At 36.7% G+C, this 22,858-nt stretch carries 20 protein-coding genes, 1 tRNA gene and 1 pseudogene; 5 read left to right on the top strand and 17 right to left on the bottom strand.

The window, feature by feature from the left end; genetic code table 11:
* From BM383_RS02745 to BM383_RS02690, 11 genes and pseudogenes are all read right to left on the bottom strand, one after another.
* Positions 1–861, bottom strand: a complete 861-nt coding sequence (locus tag BM383_RS02745) for a hypothetical protein (protein ID WP_093022695.1) — start codon at positions 859–861, stop codon at positions 1–3.
* Positions 852–1,676, bottom strand: a complete 825-nt coding sequence (locus BM383_RS02740) for a glycosyltransferase family 2 protein (protein ID WP_093022692.1) — start codon at positions 1,674–1,676, stop codon at positions 852–854. The genes BM383_RS02745 and BM383_RS02740 overlap by 10 nt, the downstream gene beginning before the upstream one ends.
* Positions 1,673–2,878, bottom strand: a complete 1,206-nt coding sequence (locus BM383_RS02735; protein WP_218157905.1) for a hypothetical protein — start codon at positions 2,876–2,878, stop codon at positions 1,673–1,675. The genes BM383_RS02740 and BM383_RS02735 overlap by 4 nt, the downstream gene beginning before the upstream one ends.
* A gap of 139 nt (positions 2,879–3,017) precedes the next feature.
* Positions 3,018–3,186 (bottom strand): annotated as a pseudogene (locus tag BM383_RS19095) (DapH/DapD/GlmU-related protein); the annotation flags it as partial.
* Between the two features lie 421 nt (positions 3,187–3,607).
* Positions 3,608–4,594: a hypothetical protein gene (locus tag BM383_RS02725; protein WP_093022683.1), complete on the bottom strand. Its 987-nt coding sequence runs from the start codon at positions 4,592–4,594 to the stop codon at positions 3,608–3,610.
* 50 nt (positions 4,595–4,644) lie between these two features.
* Positions 4,645–5,667 (bottom strand): NAD-dependent epimerase/dehydratase family protein, encoded by a 1,023-nt coding sequence (locus BM383_RS02720; RefSeq protein WP_093022680.1) that lies wholly within the window; start codon positions 5,665–5,667, stop codon positions 4,645–4,647.
* Between the two features lie 304 nt (positions 5,668–5,971).
* Positions 5,972–7,504 carry an MATE family efflux transporter gene (locus BM383_RS02715; RefSeq protein WP_093022677.1) on the bottom strand — a complete coding sequence of 511 codons (1,533 nt, stop codon included), beginning with the start codon at positions 7,502–7,504 and terminating at the stop codon, positions 5,972–5,974.
* Between the two features lie 100 nt (positions 7,505–7,604).
* Entirely contained in the window at positions 7,605–8,732 is a 1,128-nt protein-coding gene (gmd, locus tag BM383_RS02710) for a GDP-mannose 4,6-dehydratase (protein WP_093023424.1), read from the bottom strand.
* An 88-nt stretch (positions 8,733–8,820) separates the two neighbouring features.
* A complete protein-coding gene (locus tag BM383_RS02705) occupies positions 8,821–9,177 on the bottom strand; it encodes a four helix bundle protein (protein ID WP_093022674.1) in 357 nt (118 codons plus the stop codon).
* A 42-nt stretch (positions 9,178–9,219) separates the two neighbouring features.
* Positions 9,220–10,170, bottom strand: coding sequence for a GDP-L-fucose synthase family protein (locus BM383_RS02700; protein WP_093022671.1), 951 nt, complete (start codon positions 10,168–10,170; stop codon positions 9,220–9,222).
* Between the two features lie 246 nt (positions 10,171–10,416).
* Positions 10,417–11,808, bottom strand: coding sequence for a UDP-glucose 6-dehydrogenase (locus tag BM383_RS02690; RefSeq protein WP_093022665.1), 1,392 nt, complete (start codon positions 11,806–11,808; stop codon positions 10,417–10,419).
* Positions 11,809–12,674: 866 nt separating this feature from the next.
* On the opposite strand from BM383_RS02690, the gene BM383_RS02685 reads away from it, so the two are divergent.
* Positions 12,675–13,058: an HU family DNA-binding protein gene (locus tag BM383_RS02685; RefSeq protein ID WP_093022662.1), complete on the top strand. Its 384-nt coding sequence runs from the start codon at positions 12,675–12,677 to the stop codon at positions 13,056–13,058.
* Between the two features lie 731 nt (positions 13,059–13,789).
* Here BM383_RS02685 and cysN read toward each other — a convergent pair.
* Genes cysN through cysQ form a run of 5 tightly spaced genes read right to left on the bottom strand, consistent with a single transcriptional unit; the run spans position 13,790 to position 17,793 of the window.
* Positions 13,790–15,046 carry a sulfate adenylyltransferase subunit CysN gene (gene cysN / locus BM383_RS02675; RefSeq protein ID WP_093022656.1) on the bottom strand — a complete coding sequence of 419 codons (1,257 nt, stop codon included), beginning with the start codon at positions 15,044–15,046 and terminating at the stop codon, positions 13,790–13,792.
* Between the two features lie 15 nt (positions 15,047–15,061).
* Entirely contained in the window at positions 15,062–15,967 is a 906-nt protein-coding gene (cysD, locus tag BM383_RS02670; protein WP_093022653.1) for a sulfate adenylyltransferase subunit CysD, read from the bottom strand.
* Positions 15,964–16,560: an adenylyl-sulfate kinase gene (cysC, locus tag BM383_RS02665; RefSeq protein WP_093022650.1), complete on the bottom strand. Its 597-nt coding sequence runs from the start codon at positions 16,558–16,560 to the stop codon at positions 15,964–15,966. The genes cysD and cysC overlap by 4 nt, the downstream gene beginning before the upstream one ends.
* Before the next feature lie 2 nt (positions 16,561–16,562).
* Entirely contained in the window at positions 16,563–16,991 is a 429-nt protein-coding gene (locus tag BM383_RS02660; RefSeq protein ID WP_093022647.1) for a DUF2061 domain-containing protein, read from the bottom strand.
* 4 nt (positions 16,992–16,995) lie between these two features.
* On the bottom strand, positions 16,996–17,793 hold the full coding sequence (gene cysQ, locus BM383_RS02655; RefSeq protein WP_093022644.1) for a 3'(2'),5'-bisphosphate nucleotidase CysQ: 798 nt from the start codon (positions 17,791–17,793) through the stop codon (positions 16,996–16,998).
* A gap of 224 nt (positions 17,794–18,017) precedes the next feature.
* Here cysQ and BM383_RS02650 point away from each other — a divergent pair, with 224 nt between their 5' ends.
* Positions 18,018–18,725 (top strand): alpha/beta fold hydrolase, encoded by a 708-nt coding sequence (locus BM383_RS02650; RefSeq protein WP_093022642.1) that lies wholly within the window; start codon positions 18,018–18,020, stop codon positions 18,723–18,725.
* Positions 18,726–18,781: 56 nt separating this feature from the next.
* Here BM383_RS02650 and BM383_RS02645 read toward each other — a convergent pair.
* Positions 18,782–18,863: transfer RNA gene (locus BM383_RS02645), tRNA-Leu, on the bottom strand.
* A 116-nt stretch (positions 18,864–18,979) separates the two neighbouring features.
* Here BM383_RS02645 and BM383_RS02640 point away from each other — a divergent pair.
* The 3 genes from BM383_RS02640 (at position 18,980) to BM383_RS02630 (ending at position 22,797) form a co-directional block, all read left to right on the top strand.
* On the top strand, positions 18,980–20,371 hold the full coding sequence (locus BM383_RS02640; RefSeq protein ID WP_093022639.1) for a dipeptidase: 1,392 nt from the start codon (positions 18,980–18,982) through the stop codon (positions 20,369–20,371).
* Between the two features lie 235 nt (positions 20,372–20,606).
* Complete coding sequence (locus BM383_RS02635) at positions 20,607–20,972, top strand: BlaI/MecI/CopY family transcriptional regulator (RefSeq protein ID WP_093022636.1); 366 nt, start codon at positions 20,607–20,609, stop codon at positions 20,970–20,972.
* A 4-nt stretch (positions 20,973–20,976) separates the two neighbouring features.
* Positions 20,977–22,797, top strand: a complete 1,821-nt coding sequence (locus BM383_RS02630; protein ID WP_093022633.1) for a M56 family metallopeptidase — start codon at positions 20,977–20,979, stop codon at positions 22,795–22,797.
* Positions 22,798–22,858: the final 61 nt, after the last annotated feature.

The raw sequence follows: 22,858 nt of genomic DNA, 5'->3' as shown, positions 1-22,858 counted from the left end.
TTAATTTAGTTTACTTTTTAACTTTTTAATCACTTGACTTTTCAATGCTTTATAAACAGGTACAAAACCATTAATTTTTATAGAAAACATAATTGGATGTTGCTCCTTTCTTGCTAATTTAATTAGCTCTTCTATGGGTGAATTTATAACCTTAAGTAAGCTAACCTTAACAAAAGGAATCCCATGATTCTTTGTTTTATAACTAAGAAAAGTTAATTCCTTCTCCTTAATATGGTTGTATTGAATTAAATCCCAAGCACTTTTATTTGAATAAAAGTAAAAAATAGACTTAGGGTTATTTACAAATTTTAAAATTGAATAATACTTATTTATAATTGGATTATCCTGTTCTCTAAAAACTATAGGGTTCTTATCTTCAGAGGTAGTTTCTAGCAAATCATATAATTGTGTTTGCCCGTTAAAAGAAATAATCTTCTTAGCTTGCATTAGCTGACCAAAAAGCATCCCGGCATAACCACCGGCAGAACTACCTACTATAACCACTTCTTTACCTTCGGTTTCTCTTTTTAAAAATTCTAAAACTTTTTCTATAGAATTTAACTTGCTATTAATACCATGAAGATACCATTGCTTAAAAACATCTCTAATAAATATGTGTTTATAAGCACCTTCTACACGAGTACCATACCACTCAAAAGCATCTTTATCTACTATTCTAGCTTTAAAAACAGATGCCTCATTTGGATAATAAATATCGTTACTACTAAAATAAATAGCACATAAGGACTTATTTATACAAGAATCATCATGCACTATTTTATAGTTATCACGAGTCTTATACACTTCTTTAACAAGATCTGAATCTACTTGAAAAACATAAGGCCTATTATTTACTTCCATAATTGCGGTAATATTACTCTTAAATGAATAGATATATAATGTTTAAAAGCTTGTGAAAAACCAAAATTTCTATTTTCATAAATGAAAAAATACTTAGGATGCGCATTACCCAATGGAGAATACAAAGCCTTAAATCTTTCTCTAATTGGTGTTTTAGCATAACACCACTTTGGTAGATTTACATTATTCTCACAAGTACCTATAAACTTTTTAGTAGAATAACTTTTAAACCCTTTACGTTTAGCTCTTAATCCGTAATCAAAATCTCCTATTGCATGAGGAAATATAGGATCTAGCATACCTACTTTCTTATAAACCACTTTAGGTACTAAAACAACATTTCCATTAATTAAAAATGCTTCTTGTAAAGTTCCATCAGGTATTATAAGTGATTTTTTGGTTCTAGGCCCATAAGTTACCTTAGTACAATCATTTTCTGAACATAAGGAACCACAAACAATAGATTTATGATTTAATTCTTCTGAACACGCTAACAAATGCTCCAAAGTATCATCAAAAATAAAGGTATCATCATTTAACCAAAGGTAAAAATCATATTTCTTGGTTGCTACTGATTCTTCCCAGGCTCTGTGCATTCCACGATTCCAAAACAGATTTCCACTACCCGTGATTACATTAACTTGAGGAAAGTTACTTTTAACTGCTTCTGCAGTACCATCAGTAGAGCCATCATCTACTAAATATACATCTAGCAAATAGCCATCAGGCAGTTTGTTATAAAACAATTGCTCTAAACACTTTAGCGTTTTCTGTTTTCTATTATATACTGTTAGAAGTGCTGCTATTAGTTTCATTTAAATATCCATCTTTTTGTTCCTAAAATACTTTTTAACCAAAGCTCAAATTCTCTATTTGTCATTTTTCTAAAAGCGGTAGAAAAACTAATACCTATAACAATCCATAAAAAGAAATAATTCAAATCGAACCTACTAAAGTCTTCCACCCAAGCATATGCCCACCTAAAGGCTACATACAAACCTACTAACTTACTATAATCATTATTAGATTTAGTAATAGCACTATTAGAAGCTATTAAAAAAACTAGAAAGTAAATTATTACTCCTACCAAGCCAAAATAGTTAAAAATATTTAGCACGGATACCTCAGAACTAGGCCTCTCATTTCTACCAGTTTCTTCTTGGGTTTCATTTCCAAATTCAATAAAAGAAACTGTATCATAACCTCTAGCCATAGAACGACCAAACAACCAATAATCATTATTAAGAGCCGAAGTAATCTCTTCCACATACAATAAAGTTCGGGTATCATTTAACAAAGATTGTTCATTACCTTCATCATTAATTATAATAGCTTCATCACTTACACCTGCTAAATACTCCGACATATCGAACGGGTTAAATATACCCGTTGCTGCCAATACAAAACATAAAAAAGGCAATCCTAAAAGAAGCCAACTTCCAATAACTGCCATAATTTTTAAAAATCTACCTTTAACAAATAATAACATAGAAATTGATAAAGGCACTATAAATTTAATTACATTACTTCTTGAGTCTGGAGCTGATATCACAAGAAATATAATAACGGCTATAGCAAACATTTTCCAATTTAATGGAAACCTAGGATAAAATAACAATAATATGCTAAGTGGTACAAGATACCTCCCATAAGCTTCACTATCAATGATAGGCAGAAAAAACGGAAATAATAATAAACCATACTTCAACCAAACAGAAAATGTTTTTTTTAACAACAATGGACTACTATAGGCGAATATAGTTATAGGCATTGAAAAAACCATTAAATTTCTAACAAGTAACTTCCAATCCCAATAATATTCAGCAATCAATACTCCATGCACAAAAGATATTATCACACAAAGCAAAAACAGTCTAATAATCCATACTTGTTTTTTTTTTGTTTTATTAAAAAACTGTTTTCCTAACAAGAGTAAATATAAAATTAAAGCATAGACTGCATACCATAAATAAGTGTTCCCTATAGGCACTAATGACCATGGCTCTACTGAAGACACTGAAATCAACAGTATCATAAAAGGTAGAAACTTATATACTAGACTACTTAATTTCATGTATTACTAAAAGTTGCCATTTTTAATGCAATATCTTTTGGATTTGCATTCCACCATTCAGATGCTTGTAATTTAGCTATTTTATCATCTGCAAACCTATACTTTATAATTTTAGCAGGAACTCCTCCTACAATGGCATATGGTGGTACATTTTTAGTGACCACAGCTCCAGCAGCTACAATGGCACCGTTGCCAACAGTTACTCCGTCCATAACAGTTACTCTAGCTCCTAACCAGACATCATTACCAATGGTGATAGGCTTATATTCATCAAAATCTATATCTTTTTCAACAATTTTAATCTTTAAAGGATTTCTCTTACGATAAAAAATTGGTGATGTTGAAAATAAATCTATCGGGTGCTGTCCCAGACCTATATTAACCTCATGGGCTATTGAACAAAAATTACCTATCATCGCATTTTGAATAAGAGCTCCTTTGCCTACATACGTATAATCACCTATTCTTGAATGATTAACCACACTGTTTTGAAAAACATGAGAACCTTCTCCAATGTATGTATCATGAGTAAAAGTACTCCCTTCATCAATAATAGCCTGAGGAAATCTCTTTCTATTTTCTACATCGCGCGCACCCTTATTGATACTATCTTTGAATCGCTTCAGGAAACCTAAGGGCACGTACATTATTCTTTTTAAATATTTCATACTATTACCAATAACAAGCTCCTTCTACCTTACTTGCATTTTTAGGTTTTTCATCAATTATGGGTCTTACCCAGTGTTTATTCATCATATTAGAGTAAGAACCTTCAGGTATGCCCCATTCTTTAACTCCATATTGCGGATCTTCCCACCTTTTTCCACGTATACCAAATAAAAGCTGTAACGCTCCCCCCATATGAACCCCCATTTTCCCTATTCTTTTAACATGTGCAGCTAAAGGTAAACCGTATGCACCTGCACCAATCAAACAGACATCAAAATCCGAATTATCTATTTGATGCTTCATGCTGTCTAAAGCTTCAAACCAATCCTTAAATTGAGTATTCCCTCCTCCAATAGATTGTACTGCTTTTATAACTTGTAAAGATTTAAATTCGGGCAACAAATCTTGATCATCAAATAACAACTCTCGTTTTTCATATTGTTTAACAATTGTTTCAGCAAAAGGATGTATTACTAAAATTTTCTTTCCTTTAAGGGCTATAGTCCAAGGTTGTTTAGACCAAAAAGGTTCCAGCAGTCTTAAATGAATTAATTCACAGTTCATTCTGGGTAATACATGACTTTCTAAGGAGAGCCAACTACCTAATAAATTTACCTCTTTAATATCATTTAGCATCAATTGACCAAATTCCATAAGTTTTTCTTCGGTAGGCGGGAAAAAACCTGCACATTCATTCATTTGATGAATTATATATTCATCGCACCACCATGGTAATTTCTCTCCAGTAATATACCCAAGATAATCCTTAGTTTTAGCAGTAATACCAAGAAAGCTCGTTAATGCCATCAACTCATTATTTCCAAACCTAGCAATCATACATGGTTCGTCATTCAGCAACTTTTCTAATATAATAGCAGAGGCTACTTCTGGATCCTCTTCACAATTAGGCTTAGATAAACTAGTATTTCTATTAAACCTAGAATACAACTTCCTTACCCCTTTTAGTATGAATATTATAACACGATTCATTTTTAAAAAAATATATCTTTAAAACACCATTAATATAATCTTCAAGATTGTTATTTGCTTAAATAAAATGCTTTGTACCAATCAATGAAGGCTTCTACACCTCTATCGATGCCTGTAGTGCTTTTATAGCCTAATTTCTGCAATTCACTAGTGTCCGCGGACGTTCTTGGCACATCTCCTGGCTGCATAGGCAGAAAAACTTTCTCTGCCTCTTTCCCCATATGCTTTTCTATTGCTTCTATAAATTCCATTAATGACTGTGGTTCTCCATTCCCTATATTCGCTAACCAATAAGGTGGTGTATTTTCCTTGGCAGGCTCTTTGTTTATTAAAATTTCGATACCAGCAACGATGTCATCAATATAGGTAAAGTCTCGACTCATTTCTCCATTGTTAAACACTTTTATAGTGTTATCTTTAGCTATAGCATCAGTAAACAAAAACAAAGCCATATCCGGTCTTCCCCAAGGGCCATATACGGTAAAGAAACGTAGGCCTGTAGTCTGAACACCATACAGATGACTATAGGTAAATGCCATTAGTTCGTTACTCTTCTTAGTAGCAGCGTATAAACTCATTGGATGATCTACTCGATCTGCTATTGAAAACACTGGTTCTTTACTTTCGCCATATACACTAGAGCTACTCGCATATAATAAGTGCTTTATACTATTATGCCTACAAGATTCTAATATATTTAAAAAACCAACTACATTACTATCTATATAAGCTTCAGGATTTTCTAAACTATACCTTACACCAGCCTGAGCTGCTAAGTTACATACTACATCAAAACGTTCATTTCTAAATAGTGTTGGTAACTCATCTCTATTTTCTAAATGCATTCTAACAAAAGTAAAATTCTCTTTAAACTTATCAGATTCAGAAAGCACGTTCCAACTTTCAGCATCACTTCTCTGGATTCCTAATTCATTTAGTCTAGCATATTTTAAATTAACATCATAATAGTCGTTAATGTTATCTAAACCAACTACTATGTGCCCTTCTCTAATTAATTTTTTAGACAAATGGTACCCAATAAAACCTGCAGCTCCGGTAACTAATATTTTCATTTTTATAACTCTTTATTTTTCATAGCAAACTATGACCTTTTTAAACAACATTATCAGCAAAGACAAGTTTTTTTAAAAGCAGTTCAGTTAAAATAATCTAAGTTTTGCTTAACTTAATCTATATTTCCCCATTCTTAACTACTGACACACTACTTTTTAACAAATGTTAAGACATAATTCTTGTATAATCTAAAATAAAAATCAAAACTGTTCCTGTACATTTATATTTTCTCACCCAAAACAACTATATGATTATCAACTACCAGAAAACAATAAATAATTGCTTTATGTATAAACTAGTACACTATGTCTTTCTAAAAAAACTTATTTTCCTTAACAATTTAGTAAAAATCTCCTTTTCACTTGGCGTAACAAAGACAAGACTTATCATCACTATAAATGTCAAAGATGTAGTCACCCCCACAAGAAAGAGTCTAACTAGAGAACTATCCATACAATATAAAGGCAAATACCCAAATAAAATCATTGCCAAACAAATAGTAATGCCTGGCAATAAAACCTTGTTAAAATATGCTCTATAAGACATCCCGCAATTAAATTTCGAAAACCACAAAATGACTGCTCCCCTAACTATCCCCCACATTAATATCCATGAAATATATAAGAAATATGGAGGATATCCCATTTCAAAAAACACATAAGTCAAGATAATTGGAAAAATGTTTAATACACTCGTTATAACTGAATATTTTTTAATTCGTCCTTCTGCTTCTATAACTTTTCCTATTGAAAAAGTAAATTGTTCAATAACAAATCTCAACAATTGTAATCTTACAAAAATTATTGCGAAATCAGGAATATTTTTAAGCCATAACTTAAGTAAATATTCCGTTTCAATAATAAAAGGAATGGCAAAAAAAGCTAGCATATAAATGGAGAATTTAGCACTAACCATCGAAATTTCCAGCATTTTTGTTCTGTTCCCTCCTCCTTCACTTTTGACTATTACTGGGTTTACTGCTTTAAACATATTGTTTGAAAACACCATCAATTGCCCCGATATTTGATTCGCCACTCCCTGTGCGGCATTTAGAACAGCTCCAAAAAAATTATTTAAAACTAGTCCCATACCATACTGTGTAACCATACCACTTGAAGTAACCAAAAAACTCCAACCTGCAAAAGAAGTCATCTCTTTCATCAACGACTTTTCAAAATACGTTCTAGGAGCAATCACACATTCTTCGTATTTCCTTCTGCAATACACTTGCATGATAACCCTGCTTATAAACGGCACCAACACCATTAAAATTCCATATAAAACTAACTTATCTCCCACATAATACACTATCATTACTGCTACCGCCAACTTTAATAAAGATTCAATTATACCAACAATAGAATAGTACAACATGTTTTCATGGGCATTTAATACAGCCTCATAGGGCACACTTACGACAGTAAAAACAGTACTTAAAATCAGGGATCCATAAATTACCTTGGCAGCAAAAATGCGATCTTCAGGAATATTTAAAACTCCATTAAAAAAAACTACACCTGCGAGCAAAAGTAAAATCACCAATACAAAAGCAATACCATAATGCAATACATTACTTACATTAAAAATATATTTTTGCATTTCTTTATCCCCTCTACCCTCATAAAAAGACATAAATCTTTGAGTTGTAGTTGACATAGCTGCATGTAAAAACCCCAACATAGAAATAGCTCCCCCTACAACATTGTATACACCAAAATCAGAAACACCTAAAGCATTTAATATCAAACGTGTAGTATACAAAGAAATAAATACTGTAACCCCCATTTTGGCATACAGATATCCTGTATTCTTAATAACTCTATTTGCTGTTGACACTTATTTGAACAATTAAATTAAAAAAAACGACTTACATCATGAACCGTAAATTACATATGTAAGTCGCATGCTTTTTTTACAGACTGAAGTTATTAATGAATTACTCCACTTGTTTTAAAATCGTATGTCCGGCTTTAAGTAAGTCCACATCCTTTTTCATTAAGGCTACATCTCCTTGCATCATATCTTTGACCAATCCAGCCAAGTCATATTCTGGTGTCCACCCCAATTGCTCTTTGGCTTTGGTTGGGTCTCCTAACAACAAATCTACTTCAGTTGGGCGGAAATACGATGGATCTACCGACAACACCTCTTTCCCTACCTCTAATTGATACTCTGGGTTATTACACGCTTTGATATACGCTTTTTCGTCTACGCCTTCCCCTTTAAATTCCAATTCAATCCCCACTTCTTGAAACGCCATACGTACAAAATCACGAACGGTAGTAGTTACTCCGGTGGCAATCACCCAATCCTCTGCTTTTTCCGCTTGTAAAATCATCCACATCATACGGACATAATCTTTGGCATGTCCCCAATCGCGTTGTGCTTCCAGGTTTCCTAAATACAGTTTTTCCTGTAAACCCAAAGCAATTTTGGCCACGGCACGCGTAATTTTACGGGTTACGAAAGTTTCTCCTCTTCTTGGCGATTCGTGGTTGAACAAGATACCGTTACACGCATACATATCATAGGCTTCACGGTAGTTTTTGGTAATCCAAAATCCGTAGATCTTCGCTACTCCATACGGAGAACGTGGGTAGAAAGGACAGGTTTCATCATAAAAACCTCTTTCGTTTTTATTTTCCGGCAAACCACCATACAATTCAGACGTAGACGCCTGATAAATTCTAGTTTTCTTTTCTAATCCAAGTAATCTAACTGCTTCTAAGATACGCAACGTACCTAAACCATCTACATTCCCTACATATTCCGGAGAGTCAAACGATACTTTTACATGTGACATGGCTCCCAAATTGTAGATTTCGTCAGGCTGAGTCTCTTGAATGATACGAGTCAGATTCATAGAATCAGTCAAATCTCCGTAGTGTAATTTTAATCGTTGTTTCGGATCGTGCGGATCCTGGTATAAATGGTCGATACGGTCGGTATTAAACAAAGAAGATCTTCTTTTGATTCCATGAACCATATATCCTTTTTCTAATAATAGTTCGGCCAAATATGACCCATCTTGTCCTGTAATTCCGGTGATTAATGCTACTTTCATAGTTTTCATTTTTGGTGAGTGGTGAAAAGTGACTAGTGAATGGTTCACTTTCCCAGGAAAACCAATGCCACTTTCACGTATTTCTTACTCAAGGTTTATTTTTTAAATAGTTAATGAGTCCTAATATTAATTTTTTAATAATTTCTAATTCCTGTAAAAGATCGTGTATAGAAATCGCTTCCAAATAATTGACACGAACTGCCACTAGTAATTGTGTTTCTACTTCTGCAGCACTTCCCAAAGCAATATATAAAAAACGTATCAACTCTTTATCACTTTGTCTTGCGGCTCCTTCAGCTATATTCGAAGGAATTGAAAGCACAGACCGTTTTAGCTGACTACTCAAACCGTACAACTCTGCTGCTGGAAACATGGAAACCGTCTTATAAACCTTCGCAACAAAACGCATGCTTCGTTTCCATACTTCCAAGTCCTTATGATCCATGACTATCTGCTATTCACAATTCACTTCTTCACAATTCACTGATTACATCTTCACTTGTTTAAAGCTATCGATATTGGCTAAGAACCATTCGTAGGTTTTTTGTATTCCTTCTTGCAGTTCCACTTGATGTTTCCACCCTAAGGCATGCATTTTTGATACGTCCATCAACTTACGAGGGGTACCATCGGGTTTGGAACTATCCCAAACGATGTCTCCGGTATGCCCTACGGCTGCCTGAATGGTTTCCGCCAATTGTTTGATGGTGATGTCCACACCAGTCCCTACATTGTACAAATGTTCCGGCAATACGTTTTCTAAAGCAAACACTACGCTTGCCGCCATATCATCTACAAACAAGAATTCACGCATCGGTGTACCACTTCCCCAAAGGGTTACAGGAGTATGGCCATTTTCTTTGGCTTCATGAAACTTACGAATCATAGCTGGCAATACATGCGAGGTTTTCAAATCAAAATTATCGTGGGTACCGTATAGATTGGTCGGCATCAAGCTGACAAAATCTTTTCGAAATTGTTTGCGGATCGCCTGACACGCTTTTACCCCTGTGATTTTTGCAATCGCATACCACTCATTGGTAGGCTCTAAGGAATCCGTTAGTAAATATTCCTCTTTTAAAGGCTGTGGTGCCAATTTTGGATAAATACACGAACTCCCTAAGAAGATGAACTTTTGCACATTCAAACGGTGTGCTGCATCAATCAGGTTGTTTTGGATCTGCATATTCTCCATAAGGAACTGAAACGGATAGTCGTTATTCGCTAAGATCCCTCCTACACGAGCGGCAGCATCAATGATCACATCCGGTTGCTCGGCAGTAATGAACTCGGTAACCGCTTGCTGATTGCGCAAGTCAAGTTCCTTACTCGTTTTTCCGATCAAATTGGTATAGCCTTTGGCTTCCAACGCGCGGCAAATAGCACTTCCCACCATTCCTCGGTGTCCGGCTATGTAGATTTTGGCAGTTTTTTCCATAGCAGTTTTGGTTTTTTATTTGGTTCTCGACTCCGCTCGAACTGACAGCTTTCAATGTAAAAAATGCCAATAGGAACAAAGTCTAAATCTAGGCTAATTTTAATTTCAAAGGGTGCTTCGACTTCGCTCTGCATCCCCTTTGAAGGTATTTCTGTTCTTGACTCCGCTCGAACTGACAGCTCCACCATAATAGACAGCGCATACTCCGTTTGGTCTATGTCAGGCTGAGCGGAGTCGAAGCCTCTTTTATTTTCCTATAGTCTTATATTCAAACCCAATCGCTTTGAGTTTTTCACCATCTAACAAACGACGTCCATCAAACACAAAAGCTGGTTTTAACATTCCATCATAGATGCGTTGCCAATCGTAGTCCTTGAACTCATCCCATTCCGTTAGCACAGCAACCGCATGAGCCCCTTCACAAGCCTTGTATGGATCAGTTACCACAGTAACTCCTGCTTCATTTTCTTCTTTCGTACGACTTGCTAAGTAATTCAAATCAAAAGATATTTGAGCTTCCGGTACTTTTGGGTCATATACTGACAATTGCGCCATTTCCGACAATAAAATATCTGCTACATAGATAGCTGCAGATTCACGCGTATCATTGGTATCCTTTTTAAAGGCCCACCCTAAGAAAGCAATCTTTTTGCCATTCACCGTATTGTACAAGGTTTTGATGATCTTTGACGCAAAACGCCCTTTCTGATGATCATTCATAATAATCACCTGCTCCCAATAATCTGCTACTTCATTCAAACCATAGGATTTAGCAATATAAACCAAGTTTAAAATATCCTTTTGAAAACAAGAACCTCCAAAGCCTACAGAGGACTTTAAAAATTTTGGTCCAATACGGCTATCCATTCCAATAGCTTTTGCCACTTCATCCACATCTGCTTCGGTCACTTCACACAATTCAGAAAGTGAATTTATAGAAGACACACGCTGCGCTAAAAAGGCATTCGCCGTTAATTTTGACAACTCCGACGACCATACATTCGTGGTTAGGATTTGTTCTTTCGGCACCCAAGAGGCATAAACCTCTACCAAGGCCTGCATGGCTGCTCTTCCTTCTTCTGTATTGGTATCTCCCCCAATAAGTACGCGATCTGGCGCATGCAAATCCTCAATTGCAGTACCTTCCGCCAAAAATTCTGGATTGGATAAAATTTGATACTTTACATCATTCCCGGTATTATCTAAAATGTCACGAATCGCTTGTGCTGTACGTACCGGCAAGGTTGATTTCTCAACTACAATTTTATCAGTAGTGGAAACACGTGCAATTTGACGTGCACATAACTCGATGTATTTAAGATCAGCTGCCATCCCTTTCCCTACTCCATAGGTTTTGGTAGGCGTATTTACCGAAATAAAAATCATATCAGCTTCATCAATCGCCTTGTCTACATTGGTAGAAAAGAATAAGTTTCTACCACGGGCTTCTGCAACTACGGCATCTAATCCCGGCTCGTAGACCGGCAATTTACTCACATCTTCATCATTCCAGGCTGCAATACGCGCCTCGTTAATATCTACTACAGTTACGTTTACTTCAGGGCATTTTTGTGCAATCACTGCCATGGTAGGCCCCCCTACATAGCCCGCACCAATACAACAGATATTTTTAATCATGGAATTTATGTTAGTTATAATTGAACTTTAATTTTGAAGAACCATTCAACGGTTAAAAAAGAGGTTTCTTCATAGCCATCCAAATATACTTATAATATTTTAGGAAAAACAAACCTATGTGTTTAAAAAACTAAAATTTACGAAGACACCAACGGAAGCTCATTTTTTTTAAGATATAACAGTATACTGTATAGCGATTTGAGAATTCCAAAGTAAAAACTCATTTAACGCTGCTTTAAGAAAAAAAATTATAGTATAGAAAGTCCTTCTAAATACCTTCTATAGACGACTAGGCATCCTAACAACGTTTTTATATGGCATTAAACATATCCTACTCCCAAAACTCGCAACATATTTACTTATTCAAAGGTATTCTTCGTTTTTTTATAACTATATACTTCACTTTCGATTTGGAGTTATTAACACAACCCGTTGATTGCACAATCTCCACTTTGCAGTAAAAGAATCCGATGAAGCCAAATTTTCAACAAGCTGTTCACAAAAACAACACAATAGGAACTCCCAAAAACGCCGACTGCCAACGCTTTTATTGAGCCCAAAGCCCTTGCTAAGTGTATACAAAATAATCCAAACAAAACCTATAAAAAAAAGTTAATTTCAAAAAATTGTTCACTTTTTATCGTTGATAAATTTTTTAAAAAAACACAAAACCCTGCAAAACAAACAATTAAATGTTTTAAAAAATTATTTTAAGCTATTTGTCAACAAAACTGTTCATAACATCAATTCTTTTATAGGTGAATTTCCATTTTTTTTAGTTTACATTTACAACAGCATCAAGGCACTCACTATGAAGTGTATATGCACAACTTTTTTTTATATCAATTTATAATACCTATTTAAAGATGGCTGTATTATTTAAATCAGTTGGTCGAAAAAATCCGCAGGACCTGACCGCCCCTGAGAAGTACTACCCGCTGGTAGTGCCAAATGGAGAAGTAGATTTGCGTAGCTTAGCAAAAACCCTGACACGGGAATCGACCGTGACCTCCGGAGATTGCTATAGCATTTTGGTAAATCTCGAAGAACAAATTGCCATTCTGCTCGAAGAAGGGCGTAGTGTAAAACTTGGACATTTGGGAAGTTTTCGTATTGGGATCAGTGGTACTGGCAGTGATACGGAAGAAGACGTAAGTAGCCACAATGTTACCAAAGCAAGGGTACTGTTTCGCTCTGGACTAGAACTTCAGCGCATGCTGAACAATTTAAAATTTAAAAAACAAGGATAGACACCACTGTTTTTTACTTAGCTGAATCGTTTCAGTGTAAATCTTTCCCTCGGTAGTTCCCGCTGCCGGGGGATTTTTTTTTTCAAAAGAACCCAAAAAACACACGGAAACGCCATCCCAGTCATGCGGACGAAAAAAAAATACATGCGGATGTACTGCTGCAAACTTCCGCAAGCTCTTCACAAACACCCGTATCGCCTTTATCTTACTACTTAAAACAGCCCATCGCTACATTCACTGAAAAGAGTGCAGTCATTTTTAAAAAACTTTTATACAAACACGTGCTAATCAAAACCTTCAAAAAAGACCAAAAAAAAGCTCAAAAATAACGGATAGACACCACTTTTTGAGCTGAATCGCATTGTATAAAACTTTCCCGAAAAGTTCCCGCTAGTCGGTTGCGACGATTTAAAAGTACAAATGTTTTGCACAAAAGCACAAAAAAAATACCTGTTTTTTTGAAGTCATTCCTAAAATTCTTCTACTGACGTATTGCTGACACTTTACTGACGCAGGTTTGGAGAACTTCCATTTTTCAACAGCTATTGATAAGTTTCAGCTTTTCGCTGCTACAGTGTAGATCCATTTTCAGGAACAGGAGGGTTTGTCTTTGCTTTCTTTAGTGCTGCTCCCTGTCAACAAATCAAACACCTCAACAATGAAACAAATCAAAAAAAAAACCACCTCTTGTAGAGATGGCTTTGATATATGAATTGGTGCTCCTCCTTTTCCTATACGATCATCCCTGCGGCTACAGTTTCGTTCGTGGCGTCATCCACCAATATCAAACTACCGGTAGTACGGTTTTCTCTGTACGCATCAATCATCAAAGGTTTGGTGGTACGAATGCGCACTTTGGCAATGGCATTCATCTCTAGATTGCTATCCTCATGATCGCGCTCCAGCGTATTGATATCTATTTTATACACAATTTCTTTGATCATCGCTTTTTGCTCGTTGGATGTATGACGAACTGTATATTTTGCTCTTGGTTTTGCCGGACTGTTGTTTAACCAACACAACATGACCTCTATATCCTGAGAAGGTTCCGGTTGGTTGTTGGAACGTACCAACATATCACCACGACTGATATCAATATCATCTTCTAAGGTAATGGAAACAGACATTGGTGCGAATGCTTCGTCCAAAGGACCATCCAAGGTATCAATTGATTTTATATTGGATGTAAATCCGGAAGGCATTACGGTAATAGCATCACCTTTGCGAAATACGCCACTGGCAATTCTTCCGGCATAGCCACGGTAATCAATAAAGCCTTCACTCTGCGGACGCAATACTGTTTGGACAGGAAAACGTGCATCTACTTTATTTACATCGCTACTGATGTGCATGGTTTCTAAGGTATGCAACAAGGGCGCACCTTGGTACCAACTCATATTTTCGGAACGGTTTACAACATTATCACCCAACAATGCACTGATAGGAATAAAGTGTACATCTTTCACCAATAATTTTGAAGAAAATGCTTCAAACTGCTTGATCACCGCATTGTACACATCTTCTTGAAAATCTACCAAATCCATTTTATTGATGCACACAATAATATGAGGGATTTGTAATAAAGATGCAATAAATGCATGACGCTTGGTTTGCTCTATCACTCCGTGGCGCGCATCTACCAAAATAATGGCTGCATTTGCTGTAGAAGCTCCTGTAACCATATTACGAGTATACTGAATATGCCCCGGTGTATCGGCAATGATAAATTTTCTTTTGGGTGTCGTGAAATAACGGTAGGCTACATCAATGGTAATTCCTTGTTCACGCTCGTCACGCAAACCATCGGTAAACAAAGCTAAATCCACCCCTTCGTGTCCTTTTTTCTTACTGGTATTTTCTACCGCTTCTAATTGATCTTCAAAAATAGATTTGGAATCGTATAGCAATCTACCGATCAATGTACTTTTTCCGTCATCTACACTTCCCGCAGTTGTAAATCTTAATAATTGGTTGTTATCTATTTGCATGATTTCATTCTTAAATTAAAAATACCCCTGACGTTTTCTATCTTCCATCGCCGTTTCCGAACGCTTGTCATCACTGCGATTTCCTCTTTCGGTTTGACGCATTGCTGAAACCTCTGCCGCAATTTTCTCTACGGTATCTGCTTCAGATTCAATTCCTCCCGTAATGGTAATATCACCCAAGGTTCTGAATCGGATCTTCTTGGTAAACACTTCTTCGTTCTCTTCCATGATCAAATGTTCTGATTTTGGAATCCAAGAATTGTTACGCCACACCACTTCGCGCTCGTGCGCAAAATATAAAGATGGAATGGCAATACCTTCACGCGCTATATAGTTCCAAACATCCATTTCGGTCCAGTTACTAATTGGGAACGCTCTAAAATGTTCTCCTTCAAAATATTTTCCGTTAAAGATATTCCACAATTCCGGACGTTGATTTTTTGGATCCCACTGTCCAAAATCATCTCTATGTGAAAAGAAACGCTCTTTGGCGCGTGCTTTTTCTTCATCTCTACGACCACCACCAATAGCACAATCTACTTTGTGCTCTTCAATAGCATCTAGCAAAGTGGTAATCTGTAACGCATTTCGGGTGGCATTTTTTCCTTTTTCTTCCGCTACACGACCATCATCAATAGATTTTTGAACAGAACCTACCAACAAACGTACGCCTAAACGCTCTACCAAATCATCACGGAATTGAATCGTTTCCGGGAAATTATGTCCCGTATCTACATGCATCAATGCAAACGGAATTTTACTTGGATAAAATGCCTTTCTTGCTAAATGGGTGACCACAATAGAATCTTTTCCTCCGGAAAATAAAATCACCGGATTTTGAAATTGTGCCCACACTTCGCGCAGCACATAAATAGCCTCTGATTCTAACTCATCTAAGTAATTTAAATAATACTTACTCATGATTGTATTTCTAATTTGGTTTGTATGGCTGCTACCACACGTTCTGCAGCAGACATGACGGTTTCTTTTTCTGTTTCTATCGTTATAAAAGGAGCTACAGGTGGCTCATACGGAGCGCTAATTCCTGTAAAATTGGGAATTTCTCCGGCTCTCGCCTTTTTGTACAGTCCTTTCACATCGCGGCGCTCGCATTCTTCTAAAGACGTATTGATATACACTTCTAAAAAATCTGAAGTCCCCACAATGTCTTCAATCATTTTTCGATCGGAAATCATAGGCGATACAAAAGCAGCTATCACTACCGAACCTGCATCTACAAATAATTTGGACACCTCAGCAATTCTACGCAAATTTTCTTTGCGATCTTCGGGCGTAAAAGACAAACCTTTGTTGATCCCCGCTCTAATATTGTCGCCATCCAACGTATATACGCGAATTCCTTTTTGAAAAAGCAATTGCGCTACCTGATTGGCAATGGTAGATTTTCCTGAACCTGATAAGCCTGTAAACCAAAGTACAAAAGTACGGTGACCACTTGCCTTTTCACGATCAGCTCGTTCAATCTGATAATTATGTGGAATGATATAATCCATAGTTATGTTCTTCGTTCTTCAATACCAAAATTCCATTTGTACCAAACGCGCTCGTGCAAATAGTACAGCAACATTTTGGTAAACACTTCTACTCCGCCAATTTGCAACCCGGTCATAGGATCACCCGTTACAATCCAGGCGATGGTCATGGTATCGATAGTCCCCACGATTCGCCAGGTAATTGTTTTGGCCAAATGGCGTTTTTTGCTCTCTAAAGTCTTTCCGTTTTTAGAAAGATTTACGCGAAACCAAACGCGCTCGTGAAGGTAATATAAAATCATTTTTGTAGCAACCTCAGAGAACCCAATCTTCAAAGCTGCAAAAGGATTTCCCGAAATGAGCCAGGATAACAAAATAGTATCCAAGGTACCCACCACGCGCCAGGTAATCGCTTTCGCCAAATGGCGTTTATACGAATGATCTGCTGCCATAAGTTTACCCTTTACGTACAAGGAAATAGGGATTTAAAAGATTGGACTTATTGTACACCATAGGTGCATTGGTATCTTTTGCAATTACTTCCAGACCTGCTGCTTCACAAATGGCTTGGCCCGCCGCGGTATCCCACTCCATGGTAGGCGCAAAACGTGGATATACATCGGCTTTTCCTTCCGCCACTAAACAAAATTTTAGGGAACTTCCTTTAGAAACCACTTCAATTTCCTTTCCGGGAAACTCTGATTTTAACGTCTCCATGTAATCCAGAGTATCCTGATTCATATGGGAACGACTCCCCACTACACGTACAATATCGTCCATTTCAGAAGTTCCTATTTTTTCTGCTTTTTCCATAACTTCTACAATAGCAGCATTGGGAGCCACAACCGCTTTAAAAACTTGCTTTTGCGAAACGGAAGCAAAATACAATTCTTCGGTCACAGGTACATAAATAACCCCTAATTCCGGAACACCTTGTTTTACCAATGCTATGTTTACAGTGAACTCTCCATTTCGTTTGATAAACTCTTTGGTTCCATCCAGCGGATCTACGATCCAGCAGGAATCCCAATCTTTTCGCTCATCATAATCCAACTGCTTATTTTCTTCACTTATGATGGGAAATGGCGTTGGTGCTATATAGGAATTGATAACAGCGTTCGATTTCTGATCCGCCAAGGTTAAGGGAGAAGCATCCTCCTTAATCTCTACACCTACATCTTCTAAACCATATACTTCCAGAATGGCTTTTCCTGCGCGCAAGGCGGCTTCTATAGCGACTTCTAAATAATTCATTTGAATAATCTACTAATTTAGTAGGCAAATATAGTTTTTATATTTGAAGTACCTACATATCAAACGCTAAAAATACACTTTCAATTTCCCATAAGCCTATGACATTACTCATTTAACCTTGTACATTCATTTCCGAACAAAATGATAAAAGTGATGACACTCCTGTTAAAGCTTTGAGAAGATGCTATGATGACAGCATGCGAAACAGTACCTTTTTGTAAAAAATGAAAAAGCACGTCGTATTTCTTCATTATTTTGGTGGTAATGCTGAAAGTTGGCAATGGATGCATCCATACCTAGCAACTGATATAACACCTCATTACCTTTCCTTACCGGGTTTTGGATCGACTCCGGAATTGGCTAACATCTCCATAGACACCATGAGCAACTATGTTTGGGAATACATAAAAGAACAAGACCTAAACGATTGTATGCTCGTGGGGCATTCCATGGGAGGAAAATTAGCCTTAAGAACCGCTACACTGGATACCGAACATCGTATTGCTCAAATACTATTGGTAGCTCCTTCTCCTCCAACCATAGAAGCCATGTCGGAAAGTGAACAAAAAAGAATGCTAGACCGAGATCGTAAAAGTTGCGAAGAAACAGTTGAAAACGGCACCTATTCAACACTATCCGACAACAAAATGGATTTTTGCATTGAAACACAACTTATGATTACCGAAAACACCTGGAAATGGTGGATTGAAACCGGCATGAAAAACTCCATCAAAAAATATACAGATACACTGGAAATTCCAATTCACTTGATCTATTCCGAAGATGACCAAGCCATCACTCCAAAAATGATTCAGGAAGAAGTAATCCCCAATTTAAACTTGCAACATGTTTTCCATACCAAACACGTTGGGCATTTGATGCCTATTGAACAACCAGAGTATGTAGCGAAGGTGGTGAATGATATCGTTTAAAACAAACCAGTACAAACACAAAAAACCTCTTAGAAAACTAAGAGGTTTTTGTTCTGTGCGGGTGAAAGGACTCGAACCTTCACACCTTGCGGCACCAGATCCTAAGTCTGGCGTGTCTACCAATTTCACCACACCCGCGTGCTTTTGTGTAATTGTGGGTGCAAATATAAATCAATTTTTGAAACTACAAACACCTTATTAAAAAAAGTTCTATTTTTTGTACATTTGATGCTATATCAATAAAAATTGAATTCATGGAACATATAGCTTCCTACATACAGGAACACCAACAACGTTTTATTAACGAGTTGATTGAATTATTGAAGATCCCATCGGTTAGTGCCGATTCTGCCTATTCACAGGATGTTTGGAATTGTGCCGAGGCTGTACAAAAAAGTTTGCAAGATGCTGGGTGTGACGTTACCGAAATCTGTGAAACACCGGGCTATCCGGTAGTATACGGAGAGAAAATTATCGATGTGAGCTTACCTACGGTTCTTATTTACGGACATTACGATGTGCAACCGGCAGATCCTCTGAATTTATGGGATACTGAACCTTTTGATCCGGTGATTCGCAACACAGAAATCCACCCGGAAGGTGCCATTTTTGCACGTGGGGCTTGTGACGACAAAGGTCAAATGTATATGCACGTAAAAGCGGTTGAATTGATGATTGCTACCAACCAATTGCCTTGCAACGTGAAATTCATGATTGAAGGCGAAGAAGAAGTGGGAAGCGCCAACCTCAGCTGGTTTATTGAACGCAACCATGACAAATTGAAAAATGATGTGATCTTGATTTCGGATACCGGAATGATTGCTAAAGATGTTCCATCAATTACCACCGGATTGCGTGGTCTTAGCTATGTAGAAGTGGAAGTTACTGGTCCAAATCGTGATTTACACAGTGGTTTGTACGGTGGAGCCGTGGCGAACCCAATCAACATTCTTACCAAAATGATTGCTTCGTTACACGACGAAAACAACCATATTACCGTTCCGGGATTCTATGATAAGGTAGAAGAACTTTCAGCAAAAGAGCGTGCAGCCATGGCCGAAGCACCTTTTTCTTTAGAAAATTATAAAAAGGCTTTAGACATCAACGATGTGTATGGCGAAAAAGGTTATTCCACAAACGAGCGTAATTCTATTAGACCTACCTTGGATGTGAACGGAATTTGGGGTGGCTACATTGGCGAAGGTGCCAAAACCGTGATTGCCAGCAAAGCCTATGCAAAAATTTCGATGCGTTTGGTTCCAGATCAAGATTGGAAAGAAATTACCGAGCTGTTCCAAAAACATTTTGAAAGCATTGCCCCCGAAGCAGTGAAAGTAAAAGTGAAACCACATCATGGCGGACAAGCCTATGTAACGCCAATAGACAGTATGGAATATCAGGCAGCCAGCAAAGCCTACGAAGAAACTTTTGGAAAAACTCCGATTCCACAACGTAGTGGCGGAAGTATTCCTATTGTAGCTTTATTTGAAAAAGAACTACAAAGCAAAACCATTTTAATGGGATTCGGATTGGATTCGGATGCAATTCACTCTCCGAACGAACATTTTGGAGTTTGGAACTATTTAAAAGGTATTGAAACCATTCCGTATTTCTTTAAGCATTTTACAGAGTTGTCTAAATCATAATTATCAGCTATTTTTAAGAATTAGTTTTTATGAACACACCTATTCTCGATACAAAAAATTAAAAATTTTTCACTCGAATAAACGGTTTCACCATGTAACTAAGAGCTGAAAAACATTATAAACACTTAAAAATCCGCTATAGAACTAGCGGATTTTTTATTTTTAACACATTCTACACTTGTAGAATTAAAATTTTATTCTATGTTTGTAGAACAAATTCTAAGTATGTAGAAAAATGAAGCTATCTAAATCAGAAGAGGAGTTGATGAATTATTTATGGAAGTTAGAAAAAGCTTTTATGAAAGATTTGATGGATGCGTATCCGGAGCCTAAACCAGCACCCACAACATTGGCTACTTTATTGAAACGTATGCGTGACAAAAAAGTAGTGGATTACAAAACCTATGGAAAATCGAGAGAGTATTTTCCTTTGATCGAAAAGGAGGCGTATTTCTCAAAACAAGTGAACGGACTCATCAAAAACTTTTTTAACGATAGTGCGAGTCAGTTTGCATCGTTCTTTACTCAGAAAACCAATTTAACGAAAGAAGAATTGGAATCTTTGAGAGCCATCATCGATAACGAAATTCAAAAAAAGTAATACTATGCTTGACTATCTTTTAAAATCATCAGGATGTTTGTTAGTGTTCATGCTTTTTTACAAATTGATATTAGAGCGCGAAAGCTTTCATCACATCAAAAGATTTTACTTGTTAGGTAGTGTTGTATTTGCTTTCACCATACCACTAATCACATTTACTACACTTGCAGAGGCAGAACCCTTGACCGAAATTTCCGGAAATGCTTTGGTGGTTCCGCAAGCTGTAGTTACAGAAGAAGTTTTTGATTGGCAATTTTTACTATGGCTAATTTATAGCTTGGGTGTATTGTTTTTCGCTTTTCGATTTGTTCGAAATTTATGGCAGTTGGGATACAAAATTAAAAACCATCAAAAAATAGCCAAACCAACGCATGTACAGGTTTTGATGTTAACGCATATCATTCCGCATACTTTTTTAAACTATGTATTTGTAGAAAAAGCAACCTTGGAGTCTAAGGCTATTCCTAAAGAAATATTACTGCATGAAGAAGTCCATGCAACACAAAAACATACATTAGATGTTTTACTGTTAGAAGTTTTGCAAATCGTAGGGTGGTTTCATCCGCTTATCTATTTGATAAAAAAAGACATTCAATTAAACCATGAGTTTTTGGCAGATCAAGCCGTCATCAAGCAAGGATATCAAACCAAAAACTATCAAAATATACTACTGGATTTTTCAATCAATTCATCACAAGGTCCTTTAGTTTCATCCATCAATTATTCATTAATCAAAAAACGATTTACAATTATGAAAAAACACTCTTCCCAAAGGGTAAAATGGCTCAAAAGCCTTGTAATGCTACCATTGCTTGCCTTGCTCATCTACAGTTTTAGCACAAGTGAAGTGGTTTACGACGACATGGTTGCAGAGGAATTTGCAACAGACTACACTGCTAGAAGTATTGAAATTGAAGTACTCAACAATGGCAGGTATCTTATAGATGGTCAAGCGGCTACTGCGGCTACTTTTACTTCGGTTCTTCAGCAACTGCATCAAGACATTACTCCGGAAATTAGGAATCACATCATGAATGTACACGTGAATCATGATAAACCTGTAGCAGATGAAGCCGTGTGGTTTATTTTCAATTCTTTTCAGGAGTATGGTTTTTATCGCATTGTCACCTATAACCAGGAGATTATTAGGACGAAAGGAAATACACCTTTTGCCATAGGTGATAACCAAGAACAAAAAGGAGCTACTAAAGAGCAAATAGCAGAATATAACACACTTGCTAAAAAGTACAATTCGCAACCAGAAGACAATAGAAGGTTTAAGACGAAAGATGTGGAGCGCATGGAATATCTGTATGGTTTGATGACCAAAGAGCAAAAAGCAAATGCACAACCTTTTCCAAACATTCCACCACCGCCTCCGCTACCACCAGCTCCACCCGTAGATAGCGAAAAAATGTCTCCCGAATTGCAAAAACTAGGAGCACAGTTTCATAAAAAAGCAAATGCTTACGGGAAAGCAGTAAGTGCCTATATGAAAAACCAAAAAGGCAATACAGCCGATTTAAAAAAGCAGTATGAGGAAGTTTTGGCCTACTACAAGAGCTATAAAGCTAAAGCCGATGAAGAAAACAGTGGTACTATATTGCCTCCACCTCCGCCGCCCGCACCATCTATTGAAAATAAAGTAACCGCACTATCCTACTCAAAAGAGCTTGCAGAAAAAGGAGCGCAGTTTTATTTTAATGACACTAAAATTACTTCGGAAAAAGGATTAGAAATTATAGAAACACAAAAAAACATCACAGTAGAAACATATCCATATACAAATAAACAACCCGAAGTAAAGATTTATACTAAAAAGTAGAAAAAAACCACTATTCTTTTGAATTTATTTAAAAATTAGAAAGGCTGTATTACCACAGCCT

The sequence above is a fragment of the Pustulibacterium marinum genome (genome assembly GCF_900116665.1).
GTDB classification, from domain to species: Bacteria; Bacteroidota; Bacteroidia; order Flavobacteriales; family Flavobacteriaceae; genus Pustulibacterium; species Pustulibacterium marinum.
Note: the sequence above shows the minus strand (reverse complement) of the source record. Positions and strands in the feature narration are given on the sequence as shown.